Annotated in this window: 14 protein-coding genes; 11 read left to right on the forward strand and 3 right to left on the reverse strand. The window is 69.9% G+C overall.

Annotated features, from left to right (window positions below; translation table 11 throughout):
- Positions 1-40 precede the first annotated feature (40 nt).
- Entirely contained in the window at positions 41-1,627 is a 1,587-nt protein-coding gene (locus NF557_RS01910) for a C40 family peptidase (RefSeq protein ID WP_252621416.1), read from the forward strand.
- 141 nt (positions 1,628-1,768) lie between these two features.
- Here the strand turns inward: NF557_RS01910 and NF557_RS01915 are convergent, their stop codons facing one another.
- Entirely contained in the window at positions 1,769-2,296 is a 528-nt protein-coding gene (locus NF557_RS01915; protein WP_252621417.1) for an inorganic diphosphatase, read from the reverse strand.
- Between the two features lie 148 nt (positions 2,297-2,444).
- Here NF557_RS01915 and NF557_RS01920 point away from each other — a divergent pair, with 148 nt between their 5' ends.
- Positions 2,445-3,848, forward strand: coding sequence for a D-alanyl-D-alanine carboxypeptidase/D-alanyl-D-alanine-endopeptidase (locus tag NF557_RS01920; protein WP_252621418.1), 1,404 nt, complete (start codon positions 2,445-2,447; stop codon positions 3,846-3,848).
- A gap of 7 nt (positions 3,849-3,855) precedes the next feature.
- On the opposite strand, the gene NF557_RS01925 is transcribed toward NF557_RS01920, so the two are convergent.
- Positions 3,856-4,164, reverse strand: coding sequence for a hypothetical protein (locus NF557_RS01925; protein WP_252621419.1), 309 nt, complete (start codon positions 4,162-4,164; stop codon positions 3,856-3,858).
- A gap of 290 nt (positions 4,165-4,454) precedes the next feature.
- On the opposite strand from NF557_RS01925, the gene NF557_RS01930 reads away from it, so the two are divergent.
- The 9 genes from NF557_RS01930 (at position 4,455) to NF557_RS01970 (ending at position 13,728) form a co-directional block, all read left to right on the forward strand.
- Positions 4,455-5,579, forward strand: coding sequence for a zinc-dependent metalloprotease (locus tag NF557_RS01930; protein WP_252621420.1), 1,125 nt, complete (start codon positions 4,455-4,457; stop codon positions 5,577-5,579).
- Positions 5,580-5,626: 47 nt separating this feature from the next.
- Positions 5,627-6,580 carry a tRNA lysidine(34) synthetase TilS gene (gene tilS, locus NF557_RS01935; protein WP_252621421.1) on the forward strand — a complete coding sequence of 318 codons (954 nt, stop codon included), beginning with the start codon at positions 5,627-5,629 and terminating at the stop codon, positions 6,578-6,580.
- Between the two features lie 36 nt (positions 6,581-6,616).
- Positions 6,617-7,168: a hypoxanthine phosphoribosyltransferase gene (gene hpt, locus NF557_RS01940; protein ID WP_252621422.1), complete on the forward strand. Its 552-nt coding sequence runs from the start codon at positions 6,617-6,619 to the stop codon at positions 7,166-7,168.
- Positions 7,169-7,306: 138 nt separating this feature from the next.
- Positions 7,307-9,328, forward strand: coding sequence for an ATP-dependent zinc metalloprotease FtsH (gene ftsH / locus NF557_RS01945; RefSeq protein ID WP_252621423.1), 2,022 nt, complete (start codon positions 7,307-7,309; stop codon positions 9,326-9,328).
- Between the two features lies 1 nt (position 9,329).
- Complete coding sequence (folE, locus tag NF557_RS01950; protein WP_252624304.1) at positions 9,330-9,899, forward strand: GTP cyclohydrolase I FolE; 570 nt, start codon at positions 9,330-9,332, stop codon at positions 9,897-9,899.
- Between the two features lie 106 nt (positions 9,900-10,005).
- Positions 10,006-10,863 carry a dihydropteroate synthase gene (gene folP / locus NF557_RS01955; protein ID WP_252621424.1) on the forward strand — a complete coding sequence of 286 codons (858 nt, stop codon included), beginning with the start codon at positions 10,006-10,008 and terminating at the stop codon, positions 10,861-10,863.
- Positions 10,860-11,726 carry a 2-amino-4-hydroxy-6-hydroxymethyldihydropteridine diphosphokinase gene (gene folK, locus NF557_RS01960; RefSeq protein ID WP_252621425.1) on the forward strand — a complete coding sequence of 289 codons (867 nt, stop codon included), beginning with the start codon at positions 10,860-10,862 and terminating at the stop codon, positions 11,724-11,726. Before folP ends, folK begins: the two co-directional genes overlap by 4 nt.
- Positions 11,719-12,243 carry a DUF3180 family protein gene (locus NF557_RS01965; RefSeq protein WP_252621426.1) on the forward strand — a complete coding sequence of 175 codons (525 nt, stop codon included), beginning with the start codon at positions 11,719-11,721 and terminating at the stop codon, positions 12,241-12,243. Before folK ends, NF557_RS01965 begins: the two co-directional genes overlap by 8 nt.
- 78 nt (positions 12,244-12,321) lie before the next feature.
- A complete protein-coding gene (locus NF557_RS01970) occupies positions 12,322-13,728 on the forward strand; it encodes an HNH endonuclease signature motif containing protein (RefSeq protein WP_252621427.1) in 1,407 nt (468 codons plus the stop codon).
- Positions 13,729-13,890: 162 nt separating this feature from the next.
- Here NF557_RS01970 and NF557_RS01975 read toward each other — a convergent pair whose 3' ends face one another.
- Positions 13,891-14,994 (reverse strand): NADH-quinone oxidoreductase subunit D, encoded by a 1,104-nt coding sequence (locus NF557_RS01975; protein ID WP_252624306.1) that lies wholly within the window; start codon positions 14,992-14,994, stop codon positions 13,891-13,893.
- Between the last annotated feature and the right edge of the window lie 45 nt (positions 14,995-15,039).

Consider the following 15,039-nt stretch of genomic DNA (forward strand, 5'->3'; position numbering starts at 1 on the left):
CACCCCTTTGCCCCGTGCAATCACCTGACGATGGAAGTGAGTGGTTGTGGCCCGCCCCGGACGCCCGACGAGGTATGGCGCGCTCGTCACGAGTGCCTTCCTCCTGATCTCTGCAGCACCCGCGACCGCAGAGGAGCACATCCCCTCGCAGGACGAGGTGCGAGCGGCCAGGACGTTGGTCACCGACACCGAGGGCAGGGTCGGCGAGCTCGACGCGCTCATGCAGACCTACACGGCAGAGCTGCGCAGCGCTCAGCAGGTGGCCCAGATCGCCAGCGAGGAGTCGGCCGTCGCTCGCTACGAGGCGGACGAGGCTGCTGCAGAGTCCGAGCGACTGGCCGAGGAGGCACAGGCCGCCAGGCAGGAGGCCGACGATGCCACCCAGGTCCTCGGCAGACATGCGGCGGAGGCCTACAAGTCCGGTGGCCTGTCGACCCTTGAGCTCTTGTTGTCGGCCGGTCCTGAGGACCTGATGGAGCGGGCTGGCTCGCTCGAGGTGGTCAGCCGCATCCGGTCACGTGACGCCGACGATGCTGCTCTGGCCTCCGGCACGGCCCAGGCGCTGGAGCGGGAGGCGGCCCTCGCGGCGGCTCAGGCCCAGGCCGCTGCCATCCGGGCCGATGAGGCCGAGTCCGCGGCGTCGTCCGCGGTCGAGGCGGCGCAGGCCAAGAGTCATCAGCTGGGCACCGAGCGGGAGGCGACTCTGCTGGAGCTCGCGCGACTGCGACAGGTGTCGGTGGACACGGAGCGCACCCGCCAGGAAGCGCTCCAGGCGCAGGCGGACCAGCGTGCCGCTGAGGCTGAGCAGCGCCGGGTCGAGGCGCAGCTGGCCCAGGAACAGCTCGCCGCGGCCCAGCTGGCGAAGCAGGACCAAGCGGCACCGGCACCCACCGCCGATGCCGGTGGACAGCTGCCCGAGAACCCGCCGCCCAGCGTGCTGCCGCAGCCCTCGCCGGCGCCGAGCCCCGCCCCGACGCCCCCTCCGGCGCCGAGCCCGACACCGCCGGCGCCGAGCCCGACTCCTCCGCCCGCACCCAGCCCGACGCACCCTCCGGCGCCCGCTCCCAGCCCGGCGCCGACTCCTCCGCCCCCCGCGCCGACGCCGACGCCTCCGCCCCCCGCACCGGCGCCGACGCCTCCGCCCCCCGCACCGGCGCCGACACCTCCGCCCCCCGCGCCGACGCCGACACCTCCGCCGGCCCCGACTCCTCCGCCTGCCCCCGCCCCGCCGCCCCCACCGCCGGCTCCGGCTCCGGGTGCGGAGACCGCGATCGGCTGGGCCCACCAACAGCTCGGCAAGCCCTACATCTGGGGTGGTGAGGGACCGGACGGCTTCGACTGCTCAGGACTGACCAAGGTGGCCTGGGCGCAGGCCGGTGTGCAGCTGACCCACTCGAGCCGGATCCAGTATCAGCAGACGGCGAAGGTGCCCGTGAGTCAGGCCCAGCGTGGCGACCTGCTGTTCTATAGCTATGACGGCACGAGCGCCGGGATCTTCCACGTCGCCATCTATCTCGGTGACGGCCAGGTCATCCACTCGCTGCGTGACTGGTCGAGCTGGAGCGGCACCAAGGTGACCGGGATGTATTACGCCACTGGGCTGTTGCCTCAGGCTGGCCGCCCCTGACCCGTGGGTCGGGACAGACTGGGAGCACCCGCAATGCGGAGAAGGGGCCCGTTGGCGCTGTGCGTCACCGGGCCCCTTCTCGAACTTTTCGGGGTGCTTCTCGAATTCTGCGGGGCTGTGCTGGGGTCCTCCGAGCCGGAGTCAGTGCCCCTGGTTGCCTGGACCTGCCCAGCGAGCTGTGCTCAGTCCCGCATCCTTGGCCCGCTGCACGGCCTCGTGGTAGGTCTGCTCGGACTCGGCGCGACCGGCCCAGTGGGCACCCTCGACCGACTTGCCGGGCTCCAGGTCCTTGTAGACCTCGAAGAAGTGCTGGATCTCCAGGCGGGTGTGGTCACCGATGTGCTCGAGTTCGCGGATGTGTGCCTTGCGGGGGTCGTCTGCGGGCACGCAGATGATCTTGTCGTCACCACCGGCCTCGTCACGCATGTGGAACATGCCGATGGGGCGCGCCGCGACGAGGCAGCCGGGCCAGGTCGGCTCGTCCAGCAGCACCAGCGCGTCCAGCGGGTCCCCGTCCTCTCCGAGGGTGTCCTCGATGTATCCGTAGTCGGCCGGATAGCGGGTGGCCGTGAACAGCATCCGATCAAGACGGATCCGGCCGGTGGCGTGGTCCACCTCGTATTTGTTGCGGCTCCCCTGCGGGATCTCGATGGTCACATCGAAGTTCATGAGGTCAACCCTTCGTGGTCGGGGCGTCGTGTCGGTGCCAGTGGTTATTCTGTGGAGCCAGTTTCACTCACTCAGGCCGTTCGAGAAAGCAGGCGCCATGCAGGGACGTCGCCGGGCGAGCGCAGCCGTGCTGTCACTGTGTCTCGTCGTGCCAGTCACCGCAGCCTATGCCGGATCGGGCGACCTCGACGGCTCGGCCCAGGTTGCCGCTCCCTCCGCCAGCCCCGTGATCGGGGTGGCAGCGGCACAGGTTGCCGTGCGCCCGCACATCGCGCCGCAGCCGCCGCCGGTGCTTGTGCCCGTGAGCCGGGGTCGACCGGTCGACCCAGCGGTCCTGGGCTCGTTGATCCAGGACGAGCTGAGCAGCGAGTGGCTTGGGGACCCGGCCCACGTCGCCGTCACCGTGCGTGATGTGGACACCGGTGAGCACCTCTTCGACCAGAACGCCGACCGAGCACTGACCCCGGCGTCCACCACCAAGCTGCTCGCGGCCGCGGCGATCGTCACGTCCCTGCCGATGGACGAACCGTTCCGGACCACGGTGGTGACGGGGGAGGAGCCTCACAAGATCATCCTCGTCGCCGGTGGCGACATGCTGATCGCGCGTGGGGCGGGGGACCCCACTCAGGTTGAGGGCAGGGCGGGACTGGCCGATCTAGCGGACCAGACCGCGGCCGAGCTCACCTCCCGCGGGCTGGGAGCCGAGGACACGCCGGTGCGCGTCGAGCTCGACACCAGTTATGCCCAGGGACCGGACCGCGCGCCCGGGTGGACTGACTACTGGCTGACCGAGGGCTACACCGGACGGATCACCATGTTGGCCCTGGTCGAGGACCGTGCCATCCCCTTCCATCCCGCACCGGCCGACCCCGCCCAGGCCACGAGCCTTGCGTTCAAGGATGCTCTCCGCGAGCGCGGGATCGCGCTTACCGGTGGCCCCAGGACCACGGCGGCCGAGGTGGTCGCACCGGAGGGGGCCGAGCTGTTGGCAGAGGTCGAGTCGGCCCCCGCTCGTGACGTGCTCTCGGAGGCCCTCGCCAGCAGCGACAACGCCATGGTCGAGCAGCTGGCACGACAGGCGGCGGTCGCCGACGGCGTCGGAGCCGATCCGGACTCCGTGAAGGCCTGGGTGCTCGAGCAGGTCGCCGGCTACGGCGTGGATGTGGCCGGCGTCCAGCTGGCGGACGTCTCCGGGCTCTCGGACGGCACAAGCATCCCCGCCCGAGTGCTCGGGGACCTCCTGGTGGTCGGAGCCGACGGGGATGATCCCGGCCTGCAGAGCGTCTTGGGTGAGCTGCCCATCGCGGGCTTCTCGGGCACTCTGTGGGACCGGTTCCACCTGGACCGACACGCGCCAGCCGTGGGTGTGGCGCGCGCCAAGACGGGCGCCCTGCCCGGCGTCACGACACTGGCTGGTCTCGTCGTGACCCAGGACGGGCGGATGCTCGCCTTCGCCGTGCTCGCCGATGACGTCGGACGAGACGGCGCGGGGCTGGAGGCACGCTCGGTCGTCGACAGCATCGTCGCCGAGCTGGCCGTCTGCGGTTGCTGAGAGCGGCTCAGAGCGTGCTCGGCGGCAGATGCCCTGCCTCGATAGCCGTCGCCACGTCCCGGATCGCCTGACGGCTCTCGACCCAGTCCCCGGCCGACTCCTCCCAGCTGGGCTGCCATCCCCGTCGGGCCTCGATCGTCCAGTGCGCCCCAAACAGGACCCGGCCCAGGATCGCGAAGGGCAGCACCAGCAGCAGGAGCAGGAGCTCGAGGCCCGCGACGAGAACCAGCAGCAGGAACGGCAGCATCAGGATTAAGGCGATGCCCCCGATGACCAGGCTGATCGGATCGTCTCCCAGTGCGGGAGTGTCTGGCATGGCCTCCAGTGCGCCTCTCACGCGGCGACGCCACGGCACCCACCGTCGGCTCACCCGCCACGTCTGCCCCGTCGGATCCTTGACCTTCACGCAGGGAAGGGTAGTGCCGGATCCGGCCCGACGAGAATCTGTGTCCACAACCCCCCGCGGCACCCTCATGTGCAGTCCGGCCGCAACCCCGTCGGCACTCTCGTGTGCGGTCCGACCGCAGCCCCGCGGCACCCTGGCCCGCGCCTCAGGGCTGCACTCGTGCGCAGCCCTCGTCGGAGCTTCCCATTAGGTTGGGACGTATGACGGACGATCTGGTGAACGACCCGAGCCCCGCCACCGCACCGGGCGCCGACGAGCCTGCAACGGGGGAGGGCGCAGGCGCTGACTACGTGGACTGGGAGTTCGCCGCGTCGGCAGGGCGCCGCTTGGCGCCGGCCGGGCCGAGCGTGTCCCGGGACGAGATCGACCAGCTGGTCGCCGAGCTGCGGGAGGCCACCAGGACGGCGGTCGCACCGGTGGCCGACACCAGCGGGCTGCACGCACCGCAAGATGCCCCGAGTCCCCTCGTCGTCGACCGGGGCGGGTGGATCGAGGCCAACGCGGTCTCGATGAAGGGCATGCTCGCGCCGGTGCTCGACCACGTGGTCGCAGCCCGGGCCAGGGGGCGCCAGCCGGCAGAGGGGATGCGCAAGGTCGGGGGCCGGGTGACCGGTGCCGAGGTCGGGAGCATGCTCGCCTGGGTGAGCACCAAGGTGCTGGGGCAATATGACCTGGCGCCGGAGAGCACCCCGCGGCTGCTCCTGGTCGCGCCCAACATCATGACCGCCGAGCGCGACCTGGGCGTGGTCCCGAGCGACTTCCGACTCTGGGTCTGTCTGCACGAGGAGACCCACAGGGTCCAGTTCACCGCCGTGCCGTGGCTGCGTCAGCACATCCTCGACGCCGCTCGTGACATCGGCACCAAGCTGGTCCCGGAGCCGGACCAGACGAGCCAGCGACTGCAGCAGATCGTCACGGCTCTGCCGGGCGTCATCCGCGGGGACACCGACATCACCCAGGTGCTGGCCACCCCCGAGCAACGGGAGAAGCTGGCCGAGATCACCGCCGTCATGTCCCTGCTGGAGGGGCACGCCGACGTCATCATGGATGACGTCGGTCCGTCGGTCATCCCCACCGTGGCCACCATCCGGGCGAAGTTCCAGCAACGCCGCAAGGGCTCGGGCTCGGTGGACAAGATCCTGCGCAGACTGCTCGGCATGGACGCCAAGATGGCGCAGTACCGCGACGGCGCCGTCTTCGTGCGCGCCGTCACCGACCAGATCGGCCGCGAGGGCTTCAACCGGGTGTGGGAGTCACCTGAGACGCTGCCGCGACCCACTGAGATCGCCGACCCCGCCGCCTGGGTGCGCCGGGTCCACGGCTGAGCCCGGTGGCCGGTCCGCCTCCCGCCGTTGCGGCCACGAGGGTGGCGGTGCGGCGGACGCTGACGACGCTGGGCCTGCGCGGACAACCGGTCCTGGTGGCGTGCTCCGGTGGCGCTGACTCGCTGGCGCTCGCGGCAGCTGCTGCGTTCGTGGTGCCGCGGGAGGGCGGGACGCTCGGCGCGCTCGTCGTCGATCACGGACTGCAGGCCGACTCGGCCGACATCGCGCGGGCCGCTGCGGAGCAGTGCCGTGGCCTCGGCGTCACCGACGTCGAGGTCCTGCAGGTCACGGTGACCGATCGCGGGGATGGGCCGGAGTCCGCGGCCCGGGACGCGCGCCTGGCCGTCCTCACCGACGCGGCCGAGCGCGGGGCCGCGGCCGCCGTCCTGCTGGGCCACACGCGTGACGACCAGGCCGAGCAGGTGCTCCTGGGCCTGGCCCGGGGCTCGGGAGCCCGGTCGCTTGCAGGCATCCCACCCGCCCGCCTGGCGCGGCCCGGGTCGCCGGTCCTGCTGGTGCGCCCCTTCCTGTCGGTCCCGCGCAGCACGACCGAGGCCACCTGCCGAGACCTCGGTCTGTCCCCCTGGGCTGACCCGCACAACGACGACGAAGCGTTCATGAGAGTGCGCGCCCGCCGGGTCCTGCCGGTCCTGGAGCGGGAGCTGGGCCCCGGCATCGTGGCCGCCCTTGCCCGCAGCGCAGACCTACTCCGGGACGATGCCGACGCGCTCGACGAGGCCGCACGCACGGCATACCTCCGCCTTGGTGAGCCACCGTGGCCGGTCAGTGGCCTGACCGACCTGTCCGGCGCCGTGCGTCGCAGGGTATGGCGCGAGCTGGCGCTGCGGTCCGGTGCCCCGTCGGGGGCGCTCACCGCAGAACACCTGCGGACCGTGGACCAGCTGGTGACCCACTGGCGGGGGCAGGGACCCGTGGACCTTCCGGGCGGGCTGCGGGTGCATCGCCGGGGCGAGCTGATTTCGCTCGCCAACAGCGCCTAAGGTTGGAGCGCCACCCCGCCGAGCACAGGAGATGACGTGGACGCCGAGCACATGGGTGCAGACCTGGAGAAGGTCCTGCTCACCGAGGAGCAGATCCAACAGCGTCTGCAGGAGCTGGCCGAACAGATCTGGGGCGACTACCGGGACAAGGACGTGCTGCTGGTGGGGGTGCTCAGAGGCGCGGTCGTGGTCATGGCCGACCTGATGAGAGCGCTGCCCGGGACCGCCGAGATGGACTGGATGGCGGTGTCGTCCTACGGCTCGGGCACCAAGTCCTCTGGTGTGGTGCGGATCCTCAAGGACCTCGACACCGACATCACCAACCGGCACGTCCTGATCGTCGAGGACATCATCGACTCCGGCCTGACGCTGAGCTGGATCCGCTCCAACCTCGACTCCCGCAGCCCGGCATCCGTGGAGATCTGCACGCTGCTGCGCAAGCCCGAGGCGGCCAAGGTGGAGATCAACGTGCGCTATGTCGGGTTCGACATCCCCAACGACTTCGTGGTCGGCTACGGGCTGGACTACGCCGAGAAGTACCGCAACCTGAGGGTCGTCGGCACCCTCGCCCCGCACGTGTACTCGTAGGCTTCACGACGCCGCAGCGCGCATGGGAGGACGTGTGCGTCGGTGACGTCTGGAACACTAGGACGCTCTGGCACGTTGTCGGCACCAGACCAGGCTTTCTTCGGCAGGAGGACCGGGGCCCATCCGCCCCGACAGTAAATGAACAAACAGCGCACGCGTGGCCCCTGGATGTGGATCGTGATGGTCCTCGGACTGGGCATTCTGTGGTACTCCCTCATGATGCCCAGCGCCTACGAGCGCATCGACACGTCCGAGGCCCTGGACCTGATCAGGACCGACAAGGTCGCTGAGGCGGTCCTGACCCCCGACCGCATCGACCTGGTGCTCACCGACGGCGAGACCTTCAGCAACGACGAGGTCACCGACGCCGACCGGGTGCAGGCGTTCTATGTCCCGTCGCGCGGCGAGATGCTCGTCGACGAGTTTGAGGCGCACCCGCCGACGGAGGCGTTCACCGACGACCCGGCACAGCCCAACTGGTTCGCCTCGTTGCTGATGACCGTGATCCCGCTGTTGCTGATCCTGGGTCTGTTCCTCTTCCTGATGACCCGCATGCAGGGAGGCGGCCGCGGCGTCATGCAGTTCGGCAAGTCCAAGGCCAAACTGGCCTCCAAGGACATGCCGAAGGTCACCTTCGCCGACGTGGCCGGAGCGGACGAGGCCGTCGAGGAGCTGCACGAGATCAAGGAGTTCCTCGCCGAGCCCCGCAAGTTCCTCGAGGTTGGTGCCAAGATCCCCAAGGGTGTCCTGCTCTATGGCCCGCCCGGAACCGGCAAGACCCTGCTGGCTCGCGCGGTGGCCGGGGAGGCCGGAGTGCCGTTCTACACCATCTCGGGTTCGGACTTCGTCGAGATGTTCGTCGGTGTCGGTGCCTCCCGAGTGCGCGACCTGTTCAAGGAAGCCAAGGAGAACGCTCCCGCGATCATCTTTGTCGATGAGATCGACGCCGTCGGTCGACACCGCGGCGCGGGCATGGGCGGCGGTCATGACGAGCGCGAGCAGACTCTCAACCAGCTGCTGGTCGAGATGGACGGCTTCGACGCCCACGCCAACGTGATCCTCATCGCGGCCACCAACCGTCCCGACATCCTGGACCCTGCACTGCTGCGCCCGGGCCGCTTCGACCGCCAGATCGCTGTGGAGGCGCCCGACATGCTCGGCCGTCTGCACATCCTCCAGGTGCATTCCAAGGGCAAGCCGATGGGTGCCGACCTGGACCTGATGACGGTCGCGCGCCGCACCCCGGGCTTCTCCGGTGCTGACCTTGCCAACGTGCTCAACGAGGCAGCACTGCTGACCGCCCGTCGCAACGAGACCGTCATCGAGGACCACCATCTCGACGAGGCGATCGATCGCGTCATGGCTGGGCCGCAGAAGCGCAGTCGCATGATGAGCGCGAAGGAAAAAAAGATCACCGCCTATCACGAGGGCGGTCACGCGCTGGTCGCCGCCGCGATGCACAACACCGACCCCGTGAGCAAGGTGACGATCCTGCCGCGTGGCCGGGCCCTGGGTTACACGATGGTGCTGCCGGCTGATGACAAGTACTCCACCACGCGCAACGAGCTGCTCGACCAGTTGGCCTACGCACTGGGCGGTCGTGTCGCCGAGGAGATGGTCTTTCACGACCCCACGACCGGTGCCTCCAACGACATCGAGAAGGCCACCGGATTGGCCCGCAAGATGGTCACCGAGTTCGGCATGAGCGAGCGAGTGGGTGCGATCAAGCTCGGTGCGGGCAGCGGCGAGGTCTTCATGGGCCGCGACATGGGCCACGGGCGTGACTACTCCGAGGACCTGGCCGGGGTCGTCGACCAGGAGGTGCGTCGCCTGATCGAGGCCGCCCACGACGAGGCCTGGCACGCACTGAACGACAACCGCCACGTGCTGGACCGGTTGGTCCTTGAGCTCCTCGAGAAGGAGACGCTCAACGCTCCCGCCCTGGCTGAGCTCTTCGAGGACATCGTCAAGCGCTCCGAGCGTCCCGTCTGGCTCAGCAGCGACCACCGCACGGTCCACACCGCCGGCCCCGTGCTGACCGAGGCTGAGCAACGCGCGATGGCCAACGGCCACCACCCGCCCTCGGACGGTCAGGAGCACCCACCCGCCAAGATCATCGAGGTTCCGGACGGCGGCCACGTCGGCAGCGGTGAGCACTGAGATGGACCTGCCCCGGATCGAGGCAGCGGTGCGCGAGATCCTGTTCGCCGTCGGTGAGGATCCGGACCGGGAGGGACTGCGGGACACCCCCGCACGGGTAGCCCGCGCCTACACCGAGACGTTTGCCGGGTTGGCGCAGGACCCGGAGACCGCACTGTCCGCGACGTTCGACGTCGCGCACGAGGAGCTGATCCTGGTGCGTGACATCGCTCTCTACAGCACGTGCGAGCACCACCTGGTGCCGTTCCACGGGGCAGCCCACGTGGGCTACATCCCGGGACAGGACGGTCGGGTGGCCGGACTGTCCAAGTTGGCCCGTCTGGTCGAGGTGTATGCGCGCCGGCCCCAGGTCCAGGAGCGGTTGACCACGGAGATCGCCGAGGCGCTGGTGGCGCAGCTGGACCCGCGCGGCGTGATCGTGGTCATCGAGGCGGAGCACCTGTGCATGTCGATGCGAGGTGTCCACAAGCCGGGGGCCACGACCATCACCTCGGCGGTGCGGGGTCAGCTGACCGACCCAGCCACGCGCGCGGAGGCCATGAGCCTGATCCTGGCCGACCGGGGCCGGTGAGCCAGCGGTGTCATCCGCAACACCGGGTCCAGACGTCCCGAACGGTGTGACTGGTCGGCCTGGATCCGACCACGACGAACCAGCCCACCGGCCTTTCCCGCTGATCATGGGGGTGGTCAACGTGACCCCCGACTCCTTCAGCGACGGAGGCCGCTGGTTCGAGCCTGCGGCAGCGGTCGAGCACGGGCTGGCACTGCTCGGGCAGGGCGCAGACCTGCTCGACGTCGGTGGCGAGTCCACCCGCCCAGGTGCGGAGCGTCCGACCGAGCGTGAGGAGCTGGACCGGGTCATCCCCGTGGTCGCGGCCCTGGCCGCTCAGGGCGCGCGGATCTCCATCGACACGATGCGCTCCCGGGTCGCCGCGGAGTCCCTCGACGCCGGTGCCACGCTGATCAACGATGTCTCCGGTGGCCTGGCAGACCCGCAGATGGCAACCATGGCAGCACGCAGCGGGCTCCCCTTCGTGGCGATGCACTGGCGGGCCCACTCGGCACACATGCACCGCGAGGCTCGCTATGCCGATGTCGTCACCGAGGTTGTCGCAGAGCTGCTCGAGCGCGTCGAGGCACTGGTGGAGGCTGGCGTGGCCCGCGAGGCGATCATCCTCGACCCCGGCTTCGGCTTCAGCAAGGACGCCGGCCACAACTGGGAGCTCCTGGCTGGCCTCGACCAGGTCACGGCCCTGCCTCATCCCGTTCTGGTAGGCACCTCCCGCAAACGGTTCCTGGGGCGTCTCGGTGCGGCTGTGGGGTCCACCGTCGGACCCGCCCCGTCGGGTGAGCCCACCCCGTCGGGTGCCCTGTCGCCCCCGACGCCGCCCGCCGAGCGCGATGCCGCCACGGCGGCGACCAGCCTGCTCGCGGCCCAGGCCGGCGCGTGGGCCGTCCGGGTGCACGATGTGCCTGGCACCCGGGACGCGCTCGCCGTCTGGGCCCATGTGCACGCGGCAGGGGGACGCGCGTGACTGATCGGATCACGCTGTCCGGCGTGACGGCATACGGCTATCACGGGGTCCTGGCGAGCGAGAAGGCGGAAGGGCAGGAGTTCTCCGTCGACCTCGTGCTGGAGGTTGACCTGACCCGAGCGGCCGCGACCGACGACCTCCGTCACACAGTGAACTATGCCGAGGTGGCCGCCGACGTCGTCGCGATCCTCGAGGCACCCGCGCAGGACCTGATCGAGACCGTGGCGGGGCAGATCGTCGACTCCGTGCTCACCCGGCCCCTGGTCGAGGCCGTGACGGTGACGCTGCACAAGCCGCACGCGCCTGTGGGGGTGCCGTTCGGGGACGTGACTGTCGAGCTGCGCCGAGAGCGGGACGTCCCGGTCGTGATCGCACTGGGAGCCAACCTGGGCAGCGACCCCGCAGACACGATCGATCGTGCTGCCGTGCGGCTGGCCCAGGTCCCGGGACTGTCGCAGGTGGTCCTCTCACCGTTGTTCGAGACCGATCCGGTCGGCGGTCCGGAGCAGCCGACCTACACCAATGCCGTGGCGCTGGCCCGGACCTCCCTCGCGCCCGGACGGTTGCTGTCGGTCCTGCACGAGATCGAGGCCGATTTCGGGCGCACGCGGGAGATCCGTTGGGGGGCAAGGAGCCTGGACCTGGATCTCATCCAGGTCGGTCAGCCCGGTCAGCCCACCGAGTCGCAAAGTGACGACCCGGCGCTGACCCTGCCGCACCCCCGCGCGCACGAGCGAGCCTTTGTGCTGGCTCCATGGCACGCCGTGGACGAGGCTGCGCAGCTGCGCGTCGGTGACCTGGTCGTGCCGGTGGCGGAGCTGCTCGACGCCGTTGCTGACCAGGGGGTTCGCGCACGTGAGTGACATCGCCGGCGTGCGTGCCTCGGCCGTGGCGATGGTGGCCGTGGCCTCCACCGCTGGCTGTGTGCTGCTCTTGCGTGGCTGGCGGGCGCTGGGCAAAAACCTGCCGGACGTGCCGTGGATCGGCATCGGGCCTCTGCTGCTCCTGATCCTCGTCGTGCTGGTCGCGGGCTGGCAGGTGCGGCGCTATGCCCGGTATCGCACGCAGGAGGGTGCGTCGAGGCGGGCGCCCCAGCGCGTCACCCCCCAGCGCGCCCGGGGCACTCTGGTCGCGGGTCAGTCGGCCGCGCTCGGCGGTGGTGCCCTAGTCGGCTGGTATCTCGCCATCGCCCTCGTCCACCTGCCCAACGTCGACGTGGTCTCAGTGCGGCAGATGGTGGTGCGGGCCGCGATCAGCGCCCTCGTGGCGCTCGCACTGGCAGGCGCCGGGCTGCTGACTCAGCACTGGTGCCGGCTGCCGCCAGGCGAGAACGATGACGACGAGGACGAGCCGCCGCGCGGCGTCAGCTACGTCTCCTAGCGGTCGCTCGCAAAGCGCCCTACCTCGGCGTTTACGCAGGTCAGGGCTTTGTCGGTGGTGTGTGGTTGAGTGTTTGGTATGGCGATCACGGGGACTGGGGTGGGAGTCGGGGAAGCGTTCTCCGGCTCGGGTTCCCTGACGCCGGAGATGGTCGAGTTGATGTTCGCGCAGTGGGAGCGGGAGCAGGCCAGCGATGACTGGGAGGCCGCGCGGGACGCGGCTCAGTGGCGCGCGATAGATGAGGCCCTGGCCCAGGAGCAGGTGTCAGGGTGGGCGGCTGAGGAGCTGGCGGGAGGGTTGGTTGCTGCGGGGCGGGGCCTGGACCGGGCGGGGGTCGACGCGGATGAGCTGGTGCGGGTCTTTGACGCCTCGATGAGCGATGGTCTTGAGGCGGTGGGGCAGTTGCGGGCGAGGTTGGACGGGATTGCTTTCTCGTTGGCGTTCGAGGCCGCGTCGCGGGGGTTGCACACCGCGGTGGGGCTCTCGTTGGTGGACTGGTTGCGGGTGCGGTGTCCGATGCTCTCGAAGCAGGAGGCGTGCCAGGTCCAGGACGTGGTCCGCGCCGCGGGACACCATTGGGGTGCGCCGTTGGCTGAGGCGGTCCGCACGGGGACCGGGGCGGTGCACCGGGTGGCGAAAGTCGCTAGGACGATGCGCCGGCTGGCGGGTTCGTTGGATGTGGATCAGCAGCAGGACTACGCGAAGATCGCCACCGGCGCGGCGACTAACCCGGGCATCAGTGACCAGGACCTGGATGTGGTGTGCCAGAAGTTGTTGATCGACCTGTTGGATGAGAAGCCGCGTGAGGAGGCCAAGGCCACCGCCCAGGAACTGCGGCGGGTCACCTCGCGGCCGCTGGGTCGGGGGATGACCCGGTTCACCGTCGATGCCCCGGAAGGGGATGCGGGGCTCATCGACGGGGTGCTGTGCGGTCCGTTGGCCGCGCCGACACCGGCTGAGGACGGGACACCGGATGGGCGGATGCCGGGGCAGCGGAAGTATGACGCGTTCTGGTTGACGTTCAACCGTGGCACGTCCAACCCTGGTGCCCCGCCCTCGTCGGCGCGGGCGTCGGTGATCGTGACGGTCAAGGCGGACCCGGCGACCGGGCGGCCTGAGGGGGCGGCGGTCAGCAGCACCGGTGCGGTGATGGACGCGGCCCAGGCGGGACGGTTGGCGTGTGTGGGGGATGTGACCCCGATCGTCCTGGGTGAGCACGGCGAACCCCTCGCGCTGGGGCGCACGGTGCGGTTGGCGACACCGGGGCAGTTCAAGGCGCTGATGGTCCGTGACGGGCAGTGCACCTATCCGGGGTGTTCGGTGCCCGGGACGTGGTGCGATTCGCATCACCTGATCTGGTGGTGTCGTGGTGGCGGCACCGACCTCGAACTCTTGGTCTTACTCTGCCCTCGGCATCACACGTTGGTCCACGACCAAGACCTGATGGCCACCATCACCGGCTCCGTCGTGACCTGGCACGTGTGAACACCACGCCCCACAGCCCGGCCCCACGGCCGGGCCTTCAAGCATGTCCGGCCTCGGTCCAGGGCGCGCTTTCGGGCGCCGTCGTGGTCCAGGTTGGCCTTTGGCACAGTCGCGGTCCAGGCCTGGCATCCGGGCGTGGGCCGGGCAGTCGACCGCCGAGAGCTACTTGTCGATGTCGCCGACGACGAAGAACGTGGACCCGAGGATCGCCACCATGTCGCCGATCAGGGCTCCGGGCAGCAACTCGGACAGCACCTGGACGTTGTTGAAGGACGCCGACCGCAGCTTCAGCCGCCACGGCACCTTGTCGCCGCGGCTGACCAGGAAGTAGCCGTTGAGCCCGAGCGGGTTCTCCGTCGCCTGGTAGTGCTCGCCCTCCGGCACCTTGAGCACCTTGGGCAGCTTTACGTCAATCGGGCCGTCCGGCAGTCCGCGCAGCACCTCCGTGCACCGCTCCGCCAGGTCGAGACTCACCTCCACCTGCTCCAGCAGCACCTCGAGCCGGGCATAGCAGTCGCCGGCGGTGCGGGTGACCACGCGCCCGGGGCCATCTGGGCCGAAGAGCTCGGCATAGGCGAGGTAGGGCTCGTCGCGCCGCAGGTCGATGTCGAGCCCGGAGGCCCGCGCGATCGGTCCGGACACGCCATACTGCCGCGCCTGTTCGGTGGTCAGCACACCGACGCCCACGGTGCGCCCACGCAGGATCGGGTTGTCGATCAGCATTGCCGCCACGTCTGGCAGCCGCCGTCGCACTGCCGACACAGCCATGTCGACTCGGTCCAGCCAGCCCTCGGGGATGTCCTCGCGCAGCCCGCCGACCTGCGCGATCATGTAGTGCATCCGGCCGCCCGAGATCTCCTCCATCACGGCCTGCAGCTCCTCGCGCTCCCGGAACGCATAGAAGATCGGCGTGATCGCGCCCAGCTCGAGCGGGTAGGACCCCAGGAACATCAGGTGGTTCAGCGCGCGGTTGAGCTCGGCCAGCAAGGTGCGCGCCCAAGTCGCTCGTTCGGGCACCTCCATGCCCAGCATCGACTCCACGGCCAGAGCGACGCCGATCTCGTTGCTGAACGCCGACAGCCAGTCGTGCCGGTTGGCCAGCACCATGATCTGTCGATAGTCGCGCACCTCGAAAAGCTTCTCCGCCCCACGGTGCATGTAGCCCACGATCGGCTCGGCGGCCACGATCCGCTCACCGTCGGCGGTGATGCGCAGACGCAGGACGCCATGGGTTGCCGGGTGCTGTGGGCCGATGTTGAGCACCATCACGGTGGTGGTCAGCCCAGCAGTCCCCAGCCCGATGTCCAGTTC

Origin of the sequence: Ornithinimicrobium cryptoxanthini (assembly GCF_023923205.1) — a bacterium.
Classification (GTDB): Bacteria; Actinomycetota; Actinomycetes; order Actinomycetales; family Dermatophilaceae; genus Ornithinicoccus; species Ornithinicoccus cryptoxanthini.

Coding starts and splice junctions, on each gene's coding strand:
- NF557_RS01925 (WP_252621419.1), bottom strand. CDS start 4,164: ATGCCAGACACTCCCGCACTGGGAGACGATCCGATCAGCCTGGTCATC.
- ftsH (WP_252621423.1), top strand. CDS start 7,307: ATGAACAAACAGCGCACGCGTGGCCCCTGGATGTGGATCGTGATGGTC.
- NF557_RS01930 (WP_252621420.1), top strand. CDS start 4,455: ATGACGGACGATCTGGTGAACGACCCGAGCCCCGCCACCGCACCGGGC.
- NF557_RS01970 (WP_252621427.1), top strand. CDS start 12,322: ATGGCGATCACGGGGACTGGGGTGGGAGTCGGGGAAGCGTTCTCCGGC.
- folE (WP_252624304.1), top strand. CDS start 9,330: ATGGACCTGCCCCGGATCGAGGCAGCGGTGCGCGAGATCCTGTTCGCC.
- NF557_RS01975 (WP_252624306.1), bottom strand. CDS start 14,994: ATGGTGCTCAACATCGGCCCACAGCACCCGGCAACCCATGGCGTCCTG.
- NF557_RS01915 (WP_252621417.1), bottom strand. CDS start 2,296: ATGAACTTCGATGTGACCATCGAGATCCCGCAGGGGAGCCGCAACAAA.
- folP (WP_252621424.1), top strand. CDS start 10,006: ATGGGGGTGGTCAACGTGACCCCCGACTCCTTCAGCGACGGAGGCCGC.